The sequence below is a fragment of the Micromonospora sp. BL1 genome, from assembly GCF_003667485.1.
In the GTDB taxonomy this organism is placed as follows: domain Bacteria; phylum Actinomycetota; class Actinomycetes; order Mycobacteriales; family Micromonosporaceae; genus Micromonospora; species Micromonospora tulbaghiae.
The window spans coordinates 1-20,499 of record NZ_RCVK01000133.1; the positions used below are offsets into that span (position 1 = coordinate 1).

Annotated in this window: 22 protein-coding genes; 18 read left to right on the forward strand and 4 right to left on the reverse strand. The window is 73.1% G+C overall.

Annotated features, from left to right (window positions below; all coding sequences use genetic code 11):
* Positions 1-138: 138 nt before the first annotated feature.
* On the reverse strand, positions 139-648 hold the full coding sequence (locus EAD96_RS02690) for a hypothetical protein (RefSeq protein ID WP_120573575.1): 510 nt from the start codon (positions 646-648) through the stop codon (positions 139-141).
* A 78-nt stretch (positions 649-726) separates the two neighbouring features.
* Positions 727-1,167 carry an Lrp/AsnC family transcriptional regulator gene (locus EAD96_RS02695; protein ID WP_091423095.1) on the reverse strand — a complete coding sequence of 147 codons (441 nt, stop codon included), beginning with the start codon at positions 1,165-1,167 and terminating at the stop codon, positions 727-729.
* Between the two features lie 142 nt (positions 1,168-1,309).
* On the opposite strand from EAD96_RS02695, the gene EAD96_RS02700 reads away from it, so the two are divergent.
* The 14 genes from EAD96_RS02700 to EAD96_RS02765 all read left to right on the forward strand — a co-directional run bounded on the left by EAD96_RS02700 (position 1,310) and on the right by EAD96_RS02765 (position 14,277).
* Complete coding sequence (locus EAD96_RS02700; protein WP_121683141.1) at positions 1,310-2,194, forward strand: tryptophan 2,3-dioxygenase; 885 nt, start codon at positions 1,310-1,312, stop codon at positions 2,192-2,194.
* A gap of 14 nt (positions 2,195-2,208) precedes the next feature.
* Complete coding sequence (kynU, locus tag EAD96_RS02705; RefSeq protein WP_121683142.1) at positions 2,209-3,489, forward strand: kynureninase; 1,281 nt, start codon at positions 2,209-2,211, stop codon at positions 3,487-3,489.
* Between the two features lie 56 nt (positions 3,490-3,545).
* Complete coding sequence (locus EAD96_RS02710; RefSeq protein ID WP_121683143.1) at positions 3,546-4,883, forward strand: NAD(P)/FAD-dependent oxidoreductase; 1,338 nt, start codon at positions 3,546-3,548, stop codon at positions 4,881-4,883.
* Between the two features lie 20 nt (positions 4,884-4,903).
* Positions 4,904-6,385 (forward strand): 2-hydroxymuconic semialdehyde dehydrogenase, encoded by a 1,482-nt coding sequence (locus tag EAD96_RS02715; RefSeq protein ID WP_121683152.1) that lies wholly within the window; start codon positions 4,904-4,906, stop codon positions 6,383-6,385.
* 56 nt (positions 6,386-6,441) lie between these two features.
* The gene (locus EAD96_RS02720; RefSeq protein WP_121683144.1) at positions 6,442-7,251 is read left to right on the forward strand and encodes a 2-keto-4-pentenoate hydratase; all 810 of its coding nucleotides are present in this window, start codon (positions 6,442-6,444) and stop codon (positions 7,249-7,251) included.
* A gap of 45 nt (positions 7,252-7,296) precedes the next feature.
* Positions 7,297-8,226, forward strand: coding sequence for an acetaldehyde dehydrogenase (acetylating) (locus tag EAD96_RS02725; RefSeq protein WP_121683145.1), 930 nt, complete (start codon positions 7,297-7,299; stop codon positions 8,224-8,226).
* Entirely contained in the window at positions 8,223-9,278 is a 1,056-nt protein-coding gene (dmpG, locus tag EAD96_RS02730) for a 4-hydroxy-2-oxovalerate aldolase (protein WP_121683146.1), read from the forward strand. The genes EAD96_RS02725 and dmpG overlap by 4 nt, the downstream gene beginning before the upstream one ends.
* Entirely contained in the window at positions 9,275-10,048 is a 774-nt protein-coding gene (locus EAD96_RS02735) for a 2-keto-4-pentenoate hydratase (RefSeq protein ID WP_121683147.1), read from the forward strand. The genes dmpG and EAD96_RS02735 overlap by 4 nt, the downstream gene beginning before the upstream one ends.
* Positions 10,045-10,470, forward strand: a complete 426-nt coding sequence (locus EAD96_RS02740; protein WP_121683148.1) for a RidA family protein — start codon at positions 10,045-10,047, stop codon at positions 10,468-10,470. Before EAD96_RS02735 ends, EAD96_RS02740 begins: the two co-directional genes overlap by 4 nt.
* Complete coding sequence (locus tag EAD96_RS02745) at positions 10,463-10,987, forward strand: 3-hydroxyanthranilate 3,4-dioxygenase (RefSeq protein WP_121683149.1); 525 nt, start codon at positions 10,463-10,465, stop codon at positions 10,985-10,987. The genes EAD96_RS02740 and EAD96_RS02745 overlap by 8 nt, the downstream gene beginning before the upstream one ends.
* Positions 10,988-10,990: 3 nt before the next feature.
* Entirely contained in the window at positions 10,991-11,986 is a 996-nt protein-coding gene (locus EAD96_RS02750; protein ID WP_121683150.1) for an amidohydrolase family protein, read from the forward strand.
* A gap of 63 nt (positions 11,987-12,049) precedes the next feature.
* Positions 12,050-13,522, forward strand: coding sequence for an amidase (locus EAD96_RS02755; RefSeq protein ID WP_121683153.1), 1,473 nt, complete (start codon positions 12,050-12,052; stop codon positions 13,520-13,522).
* A 70-nt stretch (positions 13,523-13,592) separates the two neighbouring features.
* On the forward strand, positions 13,593-13,877 hold the full coding sequence (locus tag EAD96_RS02760) for a hypothetical protein (RefSeq protein WP_026268244.1): 285 nt from the start codon (positions 13,593-13,595) through the stop codon (positions 13,875-13,877).
* Positions 13,864-14,277, forward strand: coding sequence for a DUF5130 family protein (locus tag EAD96_RS02765; protein WP_091423148.1), 414 nt, complete (start codon positions 13,864-13,866; stop codon positions 14,275-14,277). Before EAD96_RS02760 ends, EAD96_RS02765 begins: the two co-directional genes overlap by 14 nt.
* Before the next feature lie 107 nt (positions 14,278-14,384).
* Here EAD96_RS02765 and pepN read toward each other — a convergent pair whose 3' ends face one another.
* Positions 14,385-16,931, reverse strand: a complete 2,547-nt coding sequence (gene pepN, locus EAD96_RS02770; RefSeq protein WP_199733044.1) for an aminopeptidase N — start codon at positions 16,929-16,931, stop codon at positions 14,385-14,387.
* Positions 16,932-17,159: 228 nt separating this feature from the next.
* Here pepN and EAD96_RS02775 point away from each other — a divergent pair, with 228 nt between their 5' ends.
* The 4 genes from EAD96_RS02775 (at position 17,160) to EAD96_RS02790 (ending at position 20,070) form a co-directional block, all read left to right on the forward strand.
* A complete protein-coding gene (locus tag EAD96_RS02775; protein ID WP_120573587.1) occupies positions 17,160-17,783 on the forward strand; it encodes a disulfide bond formation protein DsbA in 624 nt (207 codons plus the stop codon).
* 127 nt (positions 17,784-17,910) lie between these two features.
* A complete protein-coding gene (locus EAD96_RS02780; RefSeq protein WP_120573588.1) occupies positions 17,911-18,240 on the forward strand; it encodes a hypothetical protein in 330 nt (109 codons plus the stop codon).
* Between the two features lie 87 nt (positions 18,241-18,327).
* Entirely contained in the window at positions 18,328-19,527 is a 1,200-nt protein-coding gene (locus EAD96_RS02785) for a DUF1015 family protein (protein WP_120573589.1), read from the forward strand.
* A gap of 72 nt (positions 19,528-19,599) precedes the next feature.
* The gene (locus tag EAD96_RS02790; protein WP_120573590.1) at positions 19,600-20,070 is read left to right on the forward strand and encodes a ribose-5-phosphate isomerase; all 471 of its coding nucleotides are present in this window, start codon (positions 19,600-19,602) and stop codon (positions 20,068-20,070) included.
* 16 nt (positions 20,071-20,086) lie between these two features.
* On the opposite strand, the gene EAD96_RS02795 is transcribed toward EAD96_RS02790, so the two are convergent.
* Entirely contained in the window at positions 20,087-20,473 is a 387-nt protein-coding gene (locus tag EAD96_RS02795) for a hypothetical protein (protein WP_121683154.1), read from the reverse strand.
* Positions 20,474-20,499: the final 26 nt, after the last annotated feature.

Here is a 20,499-nt window from a genome sequence, read left to right on the forward strand (position 1 = left end):
GCCGCAGCGCCGCCCGGAGCCGGCCGGCGCGCTGCGGCGACCGGCGGCCGGGACGGGCGGCGGCGCGGCGTCTGCGGTCCGCCGCCGGGCCGGTACGGTCCCGGCGGCGCGATGAGCGGGCCATTGCGGCACCTCTCGTCAGACGCGGCCGCCGGACTTACGGCGGGCGCTCACACCGGCGACCACTGCCACCGCGACCAGGCCACCGACCAGCAGCAGCGAGCCGGTGCCCCGGCTACCCGCGGTGCCACCGCCGCCGGTCGCCGGTCCCTTGCTCGGCTGCGCCATGTTGAGCACGGTGAGCATGGTCGAGGCGGTGTTGCCGTTGGAGCAGTCCAGGTTCACCGGGTAGTCGCCCGGCGCCTTGTTGCCGGGCACGGTGACCGAGCCGCTGAGGAAGCCGTTGTCCGGCCGCAGCGTCACCCGCCCGAAGGCGTCGGAGGTGACCTGCGCCTGGCGGTTGTTGCTGTTGTCGCACCCGGCGCGCAGGTTCACCCGGGAACCGGCCTGGACGCTGTTCGGCGTCACCTCGATGAACACGCTCTCCCCGGCCCGGGCCGGTGGCGCGGTGGTCAGGACGAACGCCGCGACCAGGCCGAGCAGGCCCAACACGGACGACAACGCACGATGTGACAGGAGCCCTCGCATGGTTCCCCCCTCCCGGCGCGACGGTGCGCCGGACCGCTGACGGGCAGCGGCGCCTGCTTTCCCGGAGGGCAGGGGAAGCTAACGAGGCGCCTTGACCACGGGGTGCCAGGCCAGCGGGGTGGAGAGCACCATCGTGCTGGACGGCTGCCCGTACGGCGCGAGACGGTCGATGACCTCCTCGAACTCGCCCATGTTGGTGGCGGCGACCTTGAGCATGCTGCACGCGTCCCCAGTGATCCGGTGGATCTCCATGATCTCCGGCCAGCCCGCGACGTCGGGGTCGTTGAGGATGCAGCGCGCGCCGTAGCAGGACATCCGGATCAGCGCGAGCACCGTGCGCCCGGCCCGGGTGAGGTCGACGTGGGCGTGGTAGCCGGTGATCACACCGGATTCCTCCAGCCGCCGTACCCGCTCGGCGACAGCGGGCGGCGACAGGTGGACCCGGCGGGACAACTCGCTGTACGAGAGCCGGGCGTCGGCCTGGAGCTCGCGCAGCAGCGCCCAGTCCATGTCGTCCACGCGCGGACCTTCCTTCCGTAAAGGCGGCGACGCGAGATGGTTTCGGTTCGCGAAGTGAGACCACCATACCGCCGTTGAACAGGCATTCCATTCGGCCGCCCACCAGCGGGATCATGACGTCTACCCCGCGCACGGACGGAGAATGACTGTGGAACAGACGACGGCGGTGCGCCCGGTAACCCCCCAGGAACGGGCGGCTCGGGCGGCACGCAACGGCGGCGAGCCGACGCTGGAGTTCGCCGACCGCGTGCCGTACGACGCGTACGTGCGGGCCAGCACGCTGCACCGGCTCCAGGAGCCGCTCAGCGACGACCCGGGCGAGATGTCCTTCCTGATGGTCAGCCAGATCATGGAGCTGTACTTCGGCCTGACCTGCCACGAGCTGCGGCACGCCAAGCGTGAGCTGCGCGAGGACCGGATCTGGGAGGCGCTGTCCCCGCTGCGCCGGGCCGCCCTGCACCTGGAGGGCCTCAACGCCGCGTGGCACGGCCTGCGCTGGATGAGCCCGGCCGACTTCAACCGCTTCCGCGACCGGCTCGGCGAGGGCTCCGGCTTCCAGTCCGCCATGTACCGCCAGCTGGAGTTCCTGCTCGGCCTGCGCGACCGGGCGCTGATCCGCCCGTTCCGCCGGCAGACCGAGGTGTACGACGAGCTGACCGCCGCGCTCGCCACGCCGAGCCTCTGGGACGAGGTGGTGGCGCTGCTGGCCCGCAAGGGCTTCGACGTGCCGGACGAGCTGCTGTCCCGGGACGTGAACGCCGAGCACGAGGGACACCCGGCGATCGAGGCGGCGTGGGTCCGGATCTACGGCGACAACGGGCCGGACAACCACCTGCGCCTGCTCGGAGACGCGCTCACCGAGATCGCCGAGGAGTTCGGCGACTGGCGCTGGAACCACGTCAAGGCCGTCCAGCGCACGATGGGCGCCAAGGTCGGCAGCGGCGGTTCCGCCGGACTGGCATGGTTGCAGCGCAGCATGGCCCGGGTGGTCTTCCCGGAGCTGTGGTCGGCCCGCACCGCGATGTGACGAGAGAGAACAGCATGCACACCCCCGAGAACGAAGCCCTCCGCCGCGACGCCGCCGACCCCGGCCACCGGCACCTGTTCCACATCCCGCCCGCCGACGGCGGCCGCCACCCCGACACGGCGTACCTGGCCGGCAACTCGCTCGGCCTCCAGCCGCGGGCCACCCGCGACGAACTCCTCGCCGACCTGGACGCCTGGAGCCGCCTGGGCGTCGAGGGGCACCTGGAGTCGGAGCGGCCCTGGCTGCCGTACCACGAGCTGCTGACCGCACCGGCCGCCCGCCTGGTCGGCGCGCTGCCCACGGAGACCGTGGTGATGAACTCCCTCACGGTCAACCTGCACCTGCTGATGGTCAGCTTCTACCGGCCCGCCGGCGAGCGCACCCGCATCGTGATCGAGGACAGCGCGTTCCCCTCGGACAGCTACGCCGTGCGCAGCCAGGCCCGCTTCCACGGCCTGGACCCGGACACCTCTGTGGTCCGCCTCAAGCCGCGCCCCGGCTCCGACACGCTCGGCACCCAGGACGTGCTGGACTTCCTGGCCCGCGAGGGCCACACGGTGGCGCTGCTGATGCTCGGCGGCGTGAACTACCTGACCGGCGAGCTGATGGACATCCCCGCCATCACCGCCGCCGGCCGGGCCGCGGGCGCCGTGGTCGGCTGGGATCTGGCGCACGCCGCCGGCAACGTGCCGCTGTCGCTGCACGACTGGGACGTCGACTTCGCCGCCTGGTGCTCGTACAAGTACCTCAACTCCGGCCCGGGCGCGCTGGGCGGCGTCTTCGTCCACGAGCGGCACCTCGGCGACCCGTCGATCCCGCGCTTCGAGGGCTGGTGGAGCACCGAGGCGGCCACCCGGTTCGAGATGACGCCGGTGTCCCGGCCGCCGGCCACCGTCGAGGCGTGGCAGATCTCCAACCCGCCGATCTTCGCGATGGGCCCGGTGCGCACGTCGCTGGAGCTGTTCGACTCCGTCGGCATGCCGGCGCTGCGCGAACGCAGCCTGCGGCTCACCGCCTGGCTGGAGCAGCTGCTCGACGAGGTGACGCCCGGCCGCCCGCTGACCGTGGTCACCCCGCGCGACCCGGCCCGGCGCGGTTGCCAGCTCTCCGTGCGGATCGGCGTGGGCAGCGCGAACGAGCTGACCAAGCGGCTGCGGCACGAGCACGGCGTGGTCGCCGACGCCCGGGAGCCGGACACCGTCCGGTTCGCGCCGGTGCCGCTGTACTCCACGTACCACGACTGCTGGCGGGTCGCCGAGGCGCTGGCGGCAACTGTTGAGAAGGAGGGCTCGTGAGCGCGAGGAGTGAGCCGGTTCTGCGAGCCCCGCAGTCGCGAACGGAAGGAGGGGCCGTGAGCGCGAGGAGTGAGCGCGACGAGATCGCTGTGGTCGGCGCCGGGCTGGCCGGCTGCCTGCTGGCCTGCTACCTGGCCCGCCGCGGCTACCCGGTGGCCCTCTACGAGCGGCGGCCCGACCCGCGTACCGGCACCGTCGAGCGGGGCCGGTCGATCAACCTGGCGCTGTCCGAGCGCGGCCTGGACGCCCTGCGCCGCATCGGCCTGGAGGACGAGGTGATGGCGGACGCGCTGCCGATGCGCGGCCGCATGATCCACCCGGTCGAGGGCGAGCCGGAGTTCCAGTCCTACAGCGGCTCCGGGGACCGGGCGATCAACTCGATCAGCCGGGGCGCGCTGAACAACGCGCTGCTCGACGCCGCCGCCGCGCTGCCGAACGTGCGCGTCGCCTTCGACCACCGGCTGGTCGGGCTCGACCCGCTCGGCGGCGAGATGACGTTCGAGACCCCGCAGGGCAAGGTCACCGCCACCGCCTCGGTCGTCCTCGGCGCCGACGGCGCCGGCTCCGCGGTGCGTGGGCAACTGCTCGCGTACGGCGGCCTGACCGAGAGCCTGAACTTCCTCGACTACGGCTACAAGGAGCTGACCATCCCGCCGTTGGGCGGAGAGTTCGCGCTCGAACCGGGCGCGCTGCACATCTGGCCGCGCGGCACCTCGATGATGATCGCGCTGCCGAACCCGGACCGCTCCTTCACCTGCACGCTGTTCTGGCCCACCCACGGCACGCGCAGCTTCGCCTCGCTCAGCAGCCCGGCGGCGATCGAGCAGTTCTTCGCCACGCACTACCCGGACCTGGTCCCGCTCGCGCCGAACCTGGTCGACGACTACCAGCACAACCCGGTCGGTGTGCTCGGCACGGTGCGCTGCACGCCGTGGCAGGTCGCCGGCAAGGTCGGCCTGATCGGCGACGCCGCGCACGCCATCGTGCCGTTCTACGGCCAGGGCGCGAACTGCGCGTTCGAGGACGTGGTCGAGCTGGACCGCTGCCTGGACGAGTGCGACGACGAGTGGGCCGCCGCGCTGCCGCTGTTCCAGCACCGCCGCCAGGACAACGCCGAGGCGATCGCCCGGATGGCGCTGGCGAACTTCGTGGAGATGCGGGACAAGGTCGCCTCGCCGGTGTTCCGCACCCGCAAGCAGGTCGAGCACGCGCTGGAACGGGCGCTGCCCGGCCGCTACGTCTCCCAGTACGAGCTGGTCTCCTTCTCCACCACCCCGTACGCGCAGGTGCGCCGCCGGGTGCGCGCGCAGTACGCGGTGGTCGGCGCGGTCGCGGCCGGCGCGGTCGCGCTGCTGGCCGGTGGTGTCCGCGCGGCGCTGGGGCGGCGGCGATGACGCTCTGGGATCCCCGGCTGATGACCGGGCACGCGCCGAACGGCCCCGGCCTGCTCCGCAACTTCGTCGGCGGCGAGTTCGTCGACGCCGGTTCCCGGTTCACCAAGCGCAGCCCGGTCACCGGCGAGCCGGTGTTCGAGGTGGTCGAGGCGTCGCAGTCGACTGTGGACGACGCGGTCGCGGCGGCCCGGGCGGCGCTGCGCGGCCCGTGGGGCCGGATGGGGGAGCGGGAACGCGCCGAGGTGCTGCGCCGGGTCGCCGACGAGCTGGAGCGGCGCTTCGACGACCTGGTCGCCGCCGAGGTCGCGGACACCGGCAAGGCCATCTCGCAGGCCCGGACGCTCGACATCCCGCGCGGCGCGGCCAACTTCCGGGCGTTCGCCGAGATCGTGGCCACCGCGCCCACCGAGTCGTTCACCACAGTCACTCCGGCCGGGGGCCGGGCGCTGAACTACGCGGTCCGCAAGCCGGTCGGCGTGGTCGCCGTCATCGTGCCGTGGAACCTGCCGCTGCTGCTGCTCACCTGGAAGGTCGCCCCGGCCCTGGCCTGCGGCAACGCCGTCGTGGTCAAGCCCAGCGAGGAGACCCCCGCGTCGGCCACGCTGCTGGCCGAGGTGATGGCCGCGGCGGGCGTGCCCGACGGCGTGTTCAACCTGGTGCACGGCTTCGGCCCCGGCTCGGCCGGCGAGCACCTGACCCGGCACCCCGGCGTGGACGCCATCACGTTCACCGGCGAGTCGGCCACCGGCAGCGCGATCATGCGCGCCGCCGCCGACGGGGTGAAGGCGGTCAGCTTCGAGCTGGGCGGCAAGAACGCCGGCCTGGTGTTCGCCGACGCCGACCTGGACGCGGCGGTCGCCGGTTCGGTGCGGTCCAGCTTCACCAACGGCGGCCAGGTGTGCCTGTGCACCGAGCGCATCTACGTGCAGCGGCCGGTGTTCGAGGAGTTCACCGCGCGGCTGGCCGAGCGGGCCGGCGAGCTGGCGTACGGCTGGCCGGACGACGAGGCGACGGCGAACATGCCGCTCATCTCGCACGGGCACCGGGACAAGGTGCTCGGCCACTACGCGCTGGCCCGCACCGAGGGCGCCGAGGTCCGCGCGGGCGGCGGCACGCCGCGCTTCGGCGACGGCCGCGACGGCGGGGCGTACGTGCAGCCGACTGTGCTCACCGGCCTGGGGGCGGACGCCCGCACCAACCAGGAGGAGATCTTCGGCCCGGTGGTGCACGTCGCGCCGTTCGACGACGAGGACGAGGCGTACGCGCTGGCCAACGGCACCGCCTACGGCCTGGCGGCGACGGTGTGGACGCGGGACGTGGGCCGGGCGCACCGGGCCGGCGCCCGGCTCGACGCCGGCATCGTCTGGGTGAACACCTGGTTCCTGCGTGACCTGCGCACCCCGTTCGGCGGGGTGAAGGCGTCGGGTGTCGGCCGCGAGGGCGGCGTGCACTCGCTCGACTTCTACTCCGAGCTGACGAACGTCTGCGTGGATCTCACATGAGCGCGCGTGGTGGGCAGAATGGCCGGAATCCCCAGCGACGTAAGCGAGGAGCCGCCATGACCGTGGACATCGAGGCCGCCAACCGGGAACTGGCAGTGGCCCGGCAGGACGGGAAGCCCTGCCCGCCGCTGCGCGGCCGGCTGCTGCCCGAGGGCGACATCGAGGCCGCGTACCAGGTGCAGCAGGTCTACACCCGGCAACGGCTGGGCAAGGGGCACCGCCGCGTCGGCGCGAAGATCGGCCTGACGTCGCGGACCGTGCAGGAGAGCTTCGGCGTCTTCCAGCCCGACTTCGGGGTGCTCTTCGACGACATGGCCGTCGGCGACGGCGTCGAGGTGCCGATCGACCGGCTGCTCCAGCCGCGGGTGGAGGCGGAGATCGCCTTCGTGCTCGGCGCGGACCTGCCGGACGAGCGGGTCACCACCGTCGACCTGATCCGGGCGGTGGACCACGTGCTGCCGGCCATCGAGATCGTCGACTCGCGGATCGCTGACTGGGACATCTCCATCGTGGACACGGTGGCGGACAACGCCTCCAGCGGGCTGTTCGTGCTCGGCACCGCGCCCCGGCGGCTCGCCGACGTGGACCTGCGGCTGTGCGGCATGGTGCTGGAGCACGCCGGCGAGCCGGTCTCGGTCGGCGCGGGCGCGGCCTGCCTCGGCAATCCGCTGCACGCGTTGCAGTGGCTGGCCGGCACGATGGCCCGCGCCGGTGACCCGCTGCGGGCCGGCGACGTGGTGCTCTCCGGCGCGCTCGGCCCGATGGTGCCGGTCACGCCCGGCGCCGCGTACGAGGCGCGCATCTCCGGCCTCGGCTCGGTGCGTACCTGCTTCTCCTCGGAGGAGACCCGTGAGCGCGAGGAGTGAGCCGGTTTTGCGAGCCCCGCAGTCGCGAACGAAAGGCGGCACAGCATGAGCGTCGGAGTGGCGGTGCTCGGGTCGGGCAACATCGGCACCGACCTGATGATCAAGGTGCTGCGGCTCAGTGAGAGCCTGCGCATGGTGGCGATGGCCGGCATCGACCCGGCCTCGGACGGTCTGGCCCGGGCCCGCCGGCTCGGCGTGACCACCACCGCCGAGGGCGTCGACGGCCTGGTCGCGCTGCCCGAGTTCGCCGATGTCCAGCTCGTCTTCGACGCCACCTCGGCCGGCGCGCACAAGCGGCACGACGAGGTGCTGCGGGCACACGGCCGCACCGTCGTCGACCTGACGCCGGCCGCGATCGGCCCGTACGTGGTGCCGCCGGTGAACCTCGACGAGCACCTGGGCGAGCCGAACGTCAACATGGTGACCTGCGGCGGCCAGGCCACGGTGCCGATCGTGCACGCGGTCGGCCGGGTCACCACCGTCGCGTACGGGGAGATCGTCGCCTCGATCGCCTCGAAGTCCGCCGGTCCGGGCACCCGGGCCAACATCGACGAGTTCACCGAGACGACCGCCCGCGCCATCGAGGTGGTCGGCGGCGCCGAGCGCGGCAAGGCCATCATCGTGCTGAACCCGGCCGACCCGCCGCTGCTGATGCGCGACACGGTCTACTGCCTGTGCCCGGACGCCGACGCCGACCGGGGCGCGATCGCCGCCTCGGTGGCCGACATGGTGAAGACCGTGCAGGAGTACGTGCCCGGCTACCGGCTCAAGCAGGACGTGCAGTTCGACGCCGTCGACACGTACGCGCCGGTGCTCGGCCGGCACTTCACCGGCCTTCAGGTGTCGGTGTTCCTGGAGGTATCCGGCGCCGGGCACTACCTGCCCGCGTACGCCGGGAACCTCGACATCATGACGTCGGCCGCGCTGCGTACCGCCGAGCGGCTGGTGGCGCTGCGGGAGGTGAGTGCGCGATGACCGACCTCTACATCCAGGACGTGACGCTGCGCGACGGCATGCACGCCATCGCCCACCGGTACACGGTCGACCAGGTGCGTACCATCGCCGCCGCGCTCGACGCGGCCGGTGTGGCGGCGGTCGAGGTGGCGCACGGCGACGGCCTGGCCGGGTCCAGCGTCAACTACGGGCACGGCGCCGCCGCCGACGCGGACTGGATCGCCGCCGCCGCCGAGGTGCTGACCACCGCCCGGCTGACCACGCTGCTGCTGCCGGGCATCGGCACCATCGCCGACCTGAAGGCGGCGAAGGCGCTCGGCGTGACGAGCGTCCGGATCGCCACGCACTGCACCGAGGCGGACATCTCCGCCCAGCACATCGCGTGGGCCCGGGAGAACGACATGGACGTCTCCGGGTTCCTGATGATGTCGCACCTCAACGACCCGGCCGGGCTGGCCGCGCAGGCCAAGCTGATGGAGTCGTACGGCGCGCACTGCGTCTACGTCACCGACTCCGGCGGGCGGCTGCTGATGTCGGACGTGGCGCAGCGCGTCGACGCGTACCGGCAGGTGCTGGAACCCGAGACGCAGATCGGCATCCACGCGCACCACAACCTGTCCCTGGGCGTGGCGAACAGCGTGCTGGCGGTCGAGCACGGCCGGATCCTCGGCGACGGCCCGCTCGGTTCGCCGTCCGGGCGGACCGTCCGGGTGGACGCGTCGCTCGCCGGCATGGGCGCCGGTGCGGGCAACGCGCCGCTGGAGGTCTTCGTCGCGGTCGCCGAGCTGCACGGCTGGAAGCACGGCTGCGACGTGTTCGCGCTGATGGACGCCGCCGACGACCTGGTCCGCCCGTTGCAGGACCGGCCGGTCCAGGTCGACCGGGAGACGCTCTCCCTGGGGTACGCGGGTGTCTACTCCAGCTTCCTGCGGCACGCCGAGCGGGCCTCGGCCAAGTACGGCGTGGACGTCCGCTCGATCCTGGTCGAGCTGGGCCGCCGCCGGATGGTCGGCGGCCAGGAGGACATGATCGTGGACGTGGCACTCGACCTGGCGGCTAAGGAGAACTCATGATCGGGCCGGACATCGCCGGCATCGCGGAGAAGCTGGGTGCGGCGGCCGACGACGCCACCGCGATCCCGCAGCTCGCCGCCGAGACCGGCCTCGACATCGACGCCGCGTACGCGGTGCAGACCGCGCTGGTGCAGCGCCGCCTCGACCAGGGTGAGCGGCTGGTCGGCCTCAAGATGGGGCTGACCAGCAAGGCCAAGATGGCGCAGGTCGGCGTGGACGAGGTGATCTGGGGCCGGCTGACCGACGTGATGCGGGTGCCCGACGGCGGCGGTGTCGACGTCGGCGACTTCATCCACCCCCGGGTCGAGCCGGAGGTGGCGTTCCTGCTGGACCGGCTGCCCGACCCGGGCGAACCGGTCGGCTCGTTCACCCGTGCCGTGCGCGCGGTCGCACCGGCGATCGAGCTGATCGACTCCCGGTACGCGAACTTCACCTTCTCGCTGCCGGACGTGATCGCCGACAACACCTCGGCCGCCGCGTTCGTGGTCGGGCCGTGGTCGCCGGTGCCGGACGGGCTGGACAACCTCGGCGTGCTGCTGGAGATCGACGGGCGGGTGGCGCAGGTCGGCTCGACCGCCGCCATCCTCGGCGACCCGCGTCGCGCGCTGGACGAGGGGCTGCGACTGGCCGGCCGGCACGGCGTACGGCTGCGCAAGGGCTGGGTGTTCCTGGCCGGCGCGGCCACCGCCGCGGTGCCGTTGCGACCGGGCGCACACGTGCGGGCCACTGTGGAGAAGCTCGGTTCCGCCACGCTCAAGGCCCTGCCATGACGGCCCGGGTGGTGGCCGGGAAGGCCGTGCCGCGGGGCGCGTTCCCGCACGTCAAGGTGGCCGGCGGGTTCGTCTACGTGTCCGGCACGTCGTCGCGCCGGCCGGACAACACGTTCGCCGGGGTGTCGGTGGACGAGTTCGGCACCACCGACCTGGACATCCGGGAGCAGACCCGGGCCGTGATCGAGAACATCCGGGACCTGCTGCGCACGGTCGGCGCCGACCTGACCGACCTGGTGCAGGTCACCAGCTACCTGGTCAACATGAACGACTTCGGTGGCTACAACGAGGTGTGGGCCCAGTTCTTCGACGCCACCGGGCCGACCCGGACCACGGTGGCCGTACACCAGCTTCCACACCCGCACCTGCTGATCGAGATGCAGGCCGTCGCCCTACTTCCGTCGGGAGGTTCCCATGAGTGAGATCGCCGAGCCGTTCAGCTTCTCCGGCTGGATCGGCGACAACCAGCACCTGCTCAAGCCGCCGGTGGGCAACAAGGAGATGCTGCCCGGCAGCGACGACTTCATCGTCATGGTGGTGGGCGGCCCGAACCAGCGCACGGACTTCCACGTCGACCCGTACGAGGAGTTCTTCTACCAGGTCAAGGGCAACATGCACATCAACCTGATGCTGCCCGAGGGTCCGCGTACGGTGCACGTGCGCGAGGGGCAGATGTGGATGCTGCCGCGCAACACCCCGCACTCGCCGCAGCGCCCCGAGGCCGGCTCGATCGGCATGGTGATCGAGCGGGTCCGCGAGGAGGGCACGCTGGAGAAGTTCCAGTGGTACTGCGGCGAGTGCCACCACAAGGTGCACGAGGTGGAGTTGCAGGTCCGCGACATCGCCGCCGACCTGCCCCCGGTCTTCGCCGCGTTCTACGCCGACGAGAAGGCCCGCACCTGCGACAACTGCGGCGCGCTGCACCCGGGCAAGGGCTGACGCGTGCCGGTCGTGGACGTGCACACGCACGTCGTACCGAAGGGGTGGCCGGACCTCGCCGCGGCGTGCGGCGGGTCCGGCTGGCCCTGGCTGCGGGTGGACTCCGAGCGCGCCGCCATGATCATGGTGGGGGAGACGGAGTTCCGCCCGATCGGCGCGCAGTGCTGGGACGCGCCGACCCGGCTGGCCGACATGGACGCCGACGGCGTGGACGTGCAGGTCGTCTCGCCCACTCCGGTGTTCTTCAGCTACGACCGCCCGGCCGACCAGGCGGTCAAGGTGGCCCGGATCTTCAACGACCTCACGCTGGAGGTCACCGCCGCGGGCGGCGGCCGGCTGGTGCCGTTCTGCCAGGTGCCGTTGCAGGACCCGGACGCGGCCTGCGCCGAGCTGGACCGCTGCCTGTCGGCGGGGCACGCCGGCGTGGAGATCGGTAACCACGTCGGTGACCGGGATCTGGACGACGAGGGCATCGTGCAGTTCCTGACCCACTGCGCCGAGGTCGGCGCGCCGGTGTTCGTACACCCGTGGGACATGCCCGGCGGGCCCCGGCTGGACCGGTGGATGGCGCGCTGGCTGACCGGGATGCCGGCCGAGACGCACCTGTCGGTGCTCTCGCTGATCCTCGGCGGCGTGTTCGACCGGGTGCCGGACACGCTGCGGATCTGCTTCGCGCACGGTGGCGGCAGCTTCCCGTTCTGGCTGGGCCGCGCCGACAACGCCTGGCACCGTCGCGGCGACCTGGTACGCGGCGCGTCCAGCGCACCGCCCAGTTCCTACGTCGACCGGTTCCACGTCGACTCGGTGGTCTTCGAACCGGCCGCGCTGCGGCTGCTCGTGGACACCATGGGCGCCGAGCGGGTGCTGCTCGGCAGCGACTACCCGTACCCGCTGGGGGAGCGGCCGGTCGGCCAGGTGGTGCACCGGGCGGACTTCCTCACCGACGCGCAGCGGGACGCGCTGCTCGGCGGCAACGCGCTGCGGTTCCTCGGCCGCTGAAGGCGGCCGCCCGCCGGACGTGTCGCCGGGCCTCCCGGCCGCCGGACCGGCAGGATGGACGGCATGGCCGAGCCGCACGACCTGACCGCGCTGGAACAGGCCGCCGCGATCCGCCGGGGCGAGCTGTCCAGCCTGGAACTGGTCGAGCACCACCTGCGCCGGGTCGAGGCGCTCGGCGACACCGTCGGCGCGTTCGTCACCGTCACCGCCGACCGGGCCCTTGCCGCCGCCCGTGCCGCCGACGCGCTCGGGGCGGAGGAACGCGGCCCGCTGCACGGGGTGCCGACCGCGATCAAGGATCTCACGCTCACCGCCGGGGTACGCACCACCTTCGGCTCGGCCGCCTTCGCCGACTTCGTCCCGCCGGTCGACGCCGACGTGGTCCGCCTCCTGGCCGACGCCGGCCTGGTCAGCCTCGGCAAGACCACCACCTCCGAACTCGGCTGCTCGCTCTACTCCGAAGGGCTGGTGGCGCCGCCGGCCCGCAACCCGTGGAACCTCGCGTACACCGCGGGCGGGTCCAGCGGCGGAGCGGCAGCGGCGGTCGCCGCCGGGCTCGTGCCGGTGGCGCAGGGCTCCGACGGCGGCGGCTCGCTGCGCATCCCAGCCGCGCTCTGCGGCCTGGTCGGCTACAAGCCCAGCCGGGGCATGGTCTCCGGCGGGCCGCTCGGCTTCGGCGGCTTCGGGCTGCCGGTGAACGGGCCGATCGGCCGTACCGTCGGCGACGTGGCCGCGCTGCTCGACGTGCTCGCGCGCCCGGTGCCCGGCGAGCCGTACCTGCCGCCGGAGTCGCCCGCCGGCGGGTACCTCGGCGTCACCCGCGCCGCCCACGCCACCGGCCCCGGCCGGCTGCGCGTCGGCCGCTTCACCACGCCGATGCTCGCCGACGAACCCGTCCACCCGGACTGCGTCGCCGCCGTCGACCGGGCCGCTGCGCTGCTCACCGACGCCGGCCACGAGGTGGTCGACGTCCCCGCGCCGCTCGGCCCCGAGGCGTGGCCGCTGTTCGAGACCGTCTGGTACGCGCTGGCGGTCACCCCGGTCCCGGCCGGGCGCGAGGGCGACCTACTGCCGTTGACCCGGTTCCTGCGCGAGCGCGGCGAGGCGCTCGGCGCGGCCCGGCTGATGGCCGCGCTCGGCGAACTGCAGGCGCAGGTACGCCGTGGCGTACGCCGTACCGCCGGTTGTGACCTGCTGCTCTGCCCGACGCTCGCGACCCCGCAGGCGCCGGTGGGCGCGTTCGCCGCCCTCGAACCGGCCGAGGACTTCGACCGGCAGCGGCGCTTCTCGCCGTACTGCGCGGTCTTCAACGTGACGGGCGATCCGTCCGTTTCGCTACCGGTCGGACGGACCGCCGACGGGCTTCCGGTCGGGGTGCTGCTCACCGGCCGGTACGGCGACGACGCGACGTTGCTCGCCACTGCCGCGCAACTGGAGCACCGGAGTGACGGATGGGATCAGCACCCCGCAATCTGGCGGGCCGCCGACTCCGCTAACGTGAACATCACAAGTGACGTGGGGCGCGACCGGTCCTGACCGGCCGACCCGCACCATTCCTGGTCTCTCTTTCCGCCTGGGGGCGTTGGGATTGTCTGTTACCGAGACGTTGGTGGTCTTCGTCGGCATCCCGGCCGCCGCGGTGCTGCTGATCGCCGCCCTGGCGGCCGTCGGCAGCCGCGGCAACGGTGGCGGCGCCAAGCGCTACCGGCCGGGCCGGCCCTTCGACTTCACTCCGGTCTGGTTCCTAGGCCGTCCGGAGCAGCTGGCCGACTCGGCCGGCACGGCGCTGGCCGCCGGGGCGCAGGCGCCGGCGTTGACCAGCCGCAAGCAGGAGCAGGCCGGCCGGGAGGCGCCGGCCGGTGGAACCGGAGGCGCAAGTGACCGTTGGTGAAGCGCGGCCCACGACGGGGACGGGCACCCCGCCCGACGTGCTGGACGGACCGTTCTCGACCCGTCAGCTGCTCCGCATCGACGAGGCGCTGCGCCTCGCCGACCAGGGCACCGGTCTGGTCTTCTCGGTCTACGTCGGCGGCCTCGACGAGCCGATCCGGGAGCACGCCGAGCGGCTGCACCGCCAGCTCGCCGACCCGGACCGCTCGGTGCTGATCGCGGTGTCGCCCAACCAGCGGCAGCTGGAGATCGTCACCGGCAAGTACGCGCGCAAGCGCATCCCGGACACGTACGCCAAGCTGGCCGCGCTCTCCATGGTGGCCTCCTTCGGCGGCGGCGACCTGGCCGGCGGCATCATCCAGGGCCTCGACCAGCTCGCCAGCCACGCCGGCAAGGGCTGATCCGCCCGCACACACGACGAAGCCCGGCCCGCGCACACGCGGGCCGGGCTTTCTCGTTCGCCGGCGGCGCAGGGCCCACGACAGCGGCCGGGGCCGGCATGCCTCACTCAGGCGCTGCGCGCGTCCCGCTCCCGGGCCTTCAGCGCGCGGACCACGCCGTCGCGGCCCTCGGCCACCAGCCGCCGCAGCGACGCCGGCCGGCCGTCCTGGGCCAGCCATGCGTCGGTGGCCGCGACGGTGTCCTCCTCGACCAGGTACGCCGGGTAGGCGAGCTGCACGAACTCCTGCGCCGGCTCGCTGTCGCGCTGCGCCCACACCTGGTCCACCGTGGCGAAGTACCGCTCCCGGTAGGGCGCGGTCAGCTCGACCTGCGCCGGGTGGGTGAAGCCCTGCAACAGCGCCCGGTTGCGCCAGTTGGGCAGCGCGTCCGGGCCGGTGAGCAGCGCCCACACCGCGGCCTTGTTCTCGACGGTCGGCACCAGCGCGTGCGCGTACGCGGCCTCCCGCTCGCCGCTGGCGGTACGGTCGGCGGCCAGTTCCGCGTCCACGTCGGCGGCACCGGCCGCGCCGTTGGCGACGAGCGACTGGAGCACCGTCCAGCGCAGCTCCGTGTCGACGGTCAGCCCCTCCGGCACCCCGTTGCCGTCCAGCCAGCCGCGCAGCGTGGCCAGGTCCTCGCCGGAGCGGGCCGACGAGGCGTACGCGCGGGCCCAGGCGAGCTGGAAGCCGCTGCCCGGCTCGGCCGCCGCGAGCGCGGTCCGGGCGGTACGGGACAGGTCGGCCCAGCCGGTCGGCGCCCACTCCGGGTCGGCGTAGAAGGTGAGCGCCGTGGTCGCCTGCCGCAGCGTGGCCGTGACCAGGTTGATGTCGGTCTCGGCGGTCAGCCCGGCCAGCACCAGCGCCACGTAGTCGCGGGCCGACAGCTCGGCGTCCCGGGTCATGTCCCAGGCGGCGGTCCAGCACAGCGCCCGGGCCAGCGACGAGTCGAAGCCGGCGATGTGCTGCACCACAGTGGCCATCGACCGCTCGTCCAGCCGCAGCTTGGCGTAGGTGAGGTCCTCGTCGTTGAGCAGCAGCACGTCGGCGGCCGGCTTGCCGTGCAGCTCGGACAGCTCGGTCAGCTCGCCGGTCACGTCCGTCTCGATCAGCTCGCGGCGCACCAGCCGGCCGTCGGTCAGGTCGTACAGGCCGACGCCGATGCGGTGGGTACGCAGCGTCGGGTAGGCGGCCGGCGCCTCCTGCCGGACCACCACCCGCTCGTACGTGCCGTCGGCGCCGATGGTCACCTCCGGGCGCAGCGTGTTGACCTGCGCGGTCTCCAGCCACTGGGCGGCGAACTTGCGCAGCTCCCGGCCGGAGGCCGACTCCAGCTCGGACAGCAGGTCGTCGAAGGTGGCGTTGCCCCAGGCGTACTTGCCGAAGTAGGCGCGCAGGCCGGCCAGGAACGGCTCCTCGCCCACGTACGCGACGAGCTGCTTGAGCACGCTCGCGCCCTTGGCGTACGTGATGCCGTCGAAGTTGACCTCGACGGCCTCCAGGTCCGGCATCTCGCAGTAGACCGGGTGGGTGGAGGAGAGCTGGTCCTGCCGGTAGCCCCAGTTCTTGCGGATCGACAGGAACGTGGTCCACGCGTCGGTGAAGCGGGTGGCGTGCGTGTTGCACCAGTGGCTGGCCCACTCGGCGAACGACTCGTTGAGCCACAGGTCGTTCCACCAGCGCATGGTGACCAGGTCGCCGAACCACATGTGCGCCAGCTCGTGCAGGATCGTGTTGGCGCGCTGCTCGTACTCGAAGTCGGTGACCTGCGACCGGAAGATGTAGTGCGACTCGGCGTGCGTGACGCAGCCGAAGTTCTCCATCGCGCCGGCGTTGAAGTCCGGCACCCAGAGCTGGTCGTACTTGGGCAGCGGGTAGCGCACGCCGAACTTCTCCTGGAAGAAGTCGAAGCCCTGCGTGGTGATCAGGTGCAGGTCGTCGGCGTCCATGTGCGGGGCCATGCTGGCCCGGCAGAAGTAGCCCATGTCGATGCCGTCGTGGATGCGGCGCACCTCGTGGTACGGGCCGGCGCACAGCGCGGTGATGTAGGTGCTCATCCGCTCCGAGACGGTGAAGTGCACCGTCTTCAGGCCCTCACCGGCGGCCTCCTCGCGCTGCACCGGCATGTTCGACACGACCCGCCAGTGGTCCGGGACGGTGGCGTGCCAGGTGTAGACGCTCTTCAGGTCGGGCTGGTCGAAGCAGGCGTAGACCTTCTGCGCGTCGGCGGTCTCGAACTGGCTGTAGAGGTAGGTCTCGCCGTCCACCGGGTCGACGGTGCGGTGCAGGCCCTGCCCGCTGTTGGAGTAGCCGAAGTCGGCGTCGACCACCAGCACGTTCTCGGCGGCCAGGCCGCTGAGCGTCAGTCCCTTCTCGGCGGACCAGCCGGACAGGTCCACCGGCTCGCCGTTGAGCGTGGCCGACCGCACCGATTCGGCGGCTGTCTCGATGAATGTGGTCGCCCCCGGCTCGGTACAGCGGAACCGGACCTCGGTCACCGAGCGGAACGTGCGACCGGTGGACTGCACCGCGGTCGACAGGTCAAGGCTGATGTCGTACCCGGTCACCTCGAGCAGGCGGGCCCGCTCGGTCGCCTCGACCTGGGTCAGGTTGCGCACTCCCGGCACTGTTCGTCTCCATCCCACTCGTCTCGCCGCGCCCCGCGGCGCCGGTTCTCCCCCGGCCGCTCGTGACGGCCCGTCGAAGACCGAGTCTTCCATGCACGGACCGCTCTCGGTGGTCGAGGTCACGCTCTCATTCCGGTACCGGGCGCCGGGGTACGGGGTGAGGATCGGAGGTGACCGCGCCGGGTCCCCGGCGCGACGATGTCGTGAAGGGAAAACACCGTGACCGAACGTGTCACCGCGGACATGTGGTTCGACCCGCTGTGCCCGTGGGCGTGGATCACCTCCCGTTGGCTGCTGGAGGTCGAGCAGGTCCGGGACGTGGACATCCGGTTCCACGTGATGAGCCTGTCCGTGCTCAACGACGGCCGGGAACTGCCGGAGGAGTACCGGGACCTGATGCGCGACGGCTGGGGCCCGGTGCGGGTGTGCATCGCCGTCGAGCAGGCCCACGGCGCCGAGGCGCTGGCGAAGCTCTACACCGCGATGGGCACCCGGATCCACCTCGGCAAGGAGGGCCTGGGCCGGGACATGCTGGTGGGCGCGCTCACCGACGTGGGCCTGGACCCGGCGCTCGCCGACGCGGCCGGGTCCACCCAGTACGACGAGGCGCTGCGGGCCAGCCACGAGGCGGGCATGCGGCCGGTCGGCACCGACGTGGGCACCCCGGTGATCCACGCCCCGGGTCCGGACGGCGCTCAGGTCGCCTTCTTCGGCCCGGTGATCACCCCGGCGCCGAAGGGCGAGGCGGCCGGCCGTCTCTGGGACGGCGTGCTGCTCGTCGCCGGCACCCCCGGCTTCTACGAGCTGAAGCGCACCCGGGAGCAGGGTCCGGTCTTCGACTGAGCGCGTGACGTGACGCGCCCGGGCCCCGCACCGCCCGTCACCGGGCCGGTGCGGGGCTCGTTTCACCGGGTGTCCCAGCCGACGGCCCGCGGGGGGCCGCAGCACGGCAGCTCCTGGAGGCGTTCCCATGGCCAAGCACCGCCGCATGTCCGACGACGCGCCGCAGCAGGCGACCGAGGACTCCGGTGCGACGTACTGGTCGGTGACCGAGAGCCACTGGCCGGCCGGCCCGGCCGAGGTGGCCGACCTGCTGGCCCCGCCGATCGTGGTCGGCGTGGCCCGGGTGGTGGCCACCTCGCGGATGACACCGCCGGGCGAGACGGTCCGGCCCGGCCGCGCGCCGTCGCGGTCCGGCGCCGCCGTCGGTGCGACGACGGTACGCCTCAACGCCGGCTCCCGCCCTGCCCCGCCGGTGCGCCGCCCCGCCGCGGGCCGGCACCGCAACTCCACCGCCTGAGCCGTCCCGGGCCGGTCGCTATCACCTGGTGGTAAGCGGGTGAGTCCGGCGGCGGCGCCGATCGGGGCCCGGGTAGCGTCAGCGGACATGACGGTCGTGCATCCGATCGCCCGGGCCTGGATCACCACTGGCGGCACCGGCGCGCAGAACTACGACGAGTTCGCCGACGACGCGGAGATCACCTCCATCGTCGAGGCGAATCCGCACAGCGCCCTGGGCATCGAGATGCCCCACCGGGCGCCCGGCAGCCTCGGGAAGTCCTTCCTCGACGCGCTGCCGGACGCCGTGGCGCGCCTGGCCGAGGCGAAGGCGGACGGCAGCTACACGCCGGCCGAGCAGGTGGTGGTGCTCTACCGGATCAGCGCGCCGGGCGAGGAGAGCGCGTACGGGCTGTGGGCCATGGTCGACACCGATCAGATCTCCACCCGCGCCGACGAGCCGGGCCTGGTGATCCGCAACGAGGACGTGTTCATCGCCAAGGTGCGGGAGCGCGTCGCCCTGGCCGAGGCGCTCGGTCACCTGCTCTCACCCGTACTCCTGCTCCAGACCGGCAAGGGCGACGAGCTGCACGCCGCGCTCGCGGCGGCGACCGACGCGGCCGGCGCGCCCGCCGCGACGGACGTCGACCAGTCCGGCCGCACGCACGCGATCTGGCTGCTCGGTCCGGGCCCGGCGCAGGACGAGCTGACCGCGCTCGCCGGCGGCGGGGATCTGGTGGTCGCGGACGGCAACCACCGCAGCCTGGCCGCGCAGACCGGCGGTTTCCCGCGCTTCCTCGCGGTGGTCACCACGCCCGCGTCGGTCGCCATCCAGCCCTACAACCGGCTGGTCAGCGAGCTGACCACCACGCCGGACGAGCTGCTCGACCGGCTGCGCGCGGCGGGCGCGGAGGTCACCCCGGTTCACGGGCCGGTCGACGTCCCGGCCACCGGCGGCGTCGTGCACCTCCACCTGGGCGGCCGGGGGTACGCGGTGACGCTGCCGCACGTCGGCGCCGGCCGGCTGGAGAACCTCGACCACGCGCTCGTCGAGCGCCTGCTGCTGCGCGACGCGCTGGGCCTCGACCCGGGCGACAAGCGGATCACCTACGTGGGCGGCGACTACCCGGCGAGCTGGCTCGTCGGTGAGGTCGACGCCGGCCGGGCCGAGCTGGCGGTGCTCGTCGCGCCGGTGACTGTCGACGACTTCGTCGCGGTGAACCTGGCCCGGGAGAAGATGCCGCGCAAGAGCACCTGGTTCACCCCGAAGGCGCGCGCCGGCCTGGTCGTGGCCGAGCTGCCGCACTGACCGTGTGACGAATCCGCCTCCGGGTCGCCGCCCGCGCGCCGGTCCGGAGGCGGGCCTGTCAGACTGCGCGGTATGCGCGTCTACCTGGGATCCGACCACGCCGGTTTCGAGTTGAAGGTGCACCTCGCCAACCACCTGGCCAAGCAGGGCTACGAGGTGGTCGACGTGGGACCGCACGTCTTCGACCCGGACGACGACTACCCGGCGTTCTGCCTGCACACCGGTGACCGGGTGGTCGGTGACCCGGGCAGCCTCGGCGTGGTGATCGGCGGCTCCGGCAACGGCGAGCAGATCGCCTCGAACAAGGTCGCGGGCGTCCGGGCGGCGCTGGCCTGGAACGTCGACACCGCCCAGCTCGCCCGCGAGCACAACGACGCCAACATCGTCGCGATCGGCGCCCGGCAGCACACGCTGGACGAGGCCACCGCGCTCGTCGAGGCGTTCCTGACCACGCCGTTCTCCGGCAACCCCCGGCACAGCCGGCGCATCGAGCAGGTGGCCGCCTACGAGCAGAGCCGCCGCCTGCCCGAGCTGCCCGCCTGAGCGGACCCCTCCGGGTTCACCGCCCGTTGCGGGGCAGGTCCTCGCGCGGCACCCAGTTGCGGCGGATGAGCACCACCCGCTGTTCGGCCTCGGCGAGGTCGTCCTCGGTGGGGCGGGCCGCGTCGCGTGCCCGCAGCGCGGCCGTCACGCTCACCTGCGACGAGCCGGAGCCGACCAGCCCGCGCAGCCCGCGCTCGCCCTCCTCGGCGGGCGCGGCGGCGCGGCGTCCCCGAGGCTCCGGCTCGCCCGGCCGGCCACCGCGCGCGGGCCGGGGCGTCACGTCGTCGTGTACGGGTGCGGTGCTGGCGGTGGTCCCGCCGGTGCCGGTGCTGTCGGCGTCGGCCGGGGTGCCGGCCTCGCCGTGATGCCGCAGCCGTCGTCGCCGTCGCTCCGCCTCACCCAGCCCCCGACCGTACCGCCCCCGACCCA

Coding starts and splice junctions, on each gene's coding strand:
- EAD96_RS02715 (WP_121683152.1), top strand. CDS start 4,904: ATGACCGGGCACGCGCCGAACGGCCCCGGCCTGCTCCGCAACTTCGTC.
- EAD96_RS02690 (WP_120573575.1), bottom strand. CDS start 648: ATGCGAGGGCTCCTGTCACATCGTGCGTTGTCGTCCGTGTTGGGCCTG.
- EAD96_RS02700 (WP_121683141.1), top strand. CDS start 1,310: ATGACTGTGGAACAGACGACGGCGGTGCGCCCGGTAACCCCCCAGGAA.
- EAD96_RS02755 (WP_121683153.1), top strand. CDS start 12,050: ATGGCCGAGCCGCACGACCTGACCGCGCTGGAACAGGCCGCCGCGATC.
- EAD96_RS02735 (WP_121683147.1), top strand. CDS start 9,275: ATGATCGGGCCGGACATCGCCGGCATCGCGGAGAAGCTGGGTGCGGCG.
- EAD96_RS02745 (WP_121683149.1), top strand. CDS start 10,463: ATGAGTGAGATCGCCGAGCCGTTCAGCTTCTCCGGCTGGATCGGCGAC.
- EAD96_RS02740 (WP_121683148.1), top strand. CDS start 10,045: ATGACGGCCCGGGTGGTGGCCGGGAAGGCCGTGCCGCGGGGCGCGTTC.
- kynU (WP_121683142.1), top strand. CDS start 2,209: ATGCACACCCCCGAGAACGAAGCCCTCCGCCGCGACGCCGCCGACCCC.
- dmpG (WP_121683146.1), top strand. CDS start 8,223: ATGACCGACCTCTACATCCAGGACGTGACGCTGCGCGACGGCATGCAC.
- EAD96_RS02785 (WP_120573589.1), top strand. CDS start 18,328: ATGACGGTCGTGCATCCGATCGCCCGGGCCTGGATCACCACTGGCGGC.
- EAD96_RS02780 (WP_120573588.1), top strand. CDS start 17,911: ATGGCCAAGCACCGCCGCATGTCCGACGACGCGCCGCAGCAGGCGACC.
- EAD96_RS02790 (WP_120573590.1), top strand. CDS start 19,600: ATGCGCGTCTACCTGGGATCCGACCACGCCGGTTTCGAGTTGAAGGTG.
- EAD96_RS02720 (WP_121683144.1), top strand. CDS start 6,442: ATGACCGTGGACATCGAGGCCGCCAACCGGGAACTGGCAGTGGCCCGG.
- EAD96_RS02725 (WP_121683145.1), top strand. CDS start 7,297: ATGAGCGTCGGAGTGGCGGTGCTCGGGTCGGGCAACATCGGCACCGAC.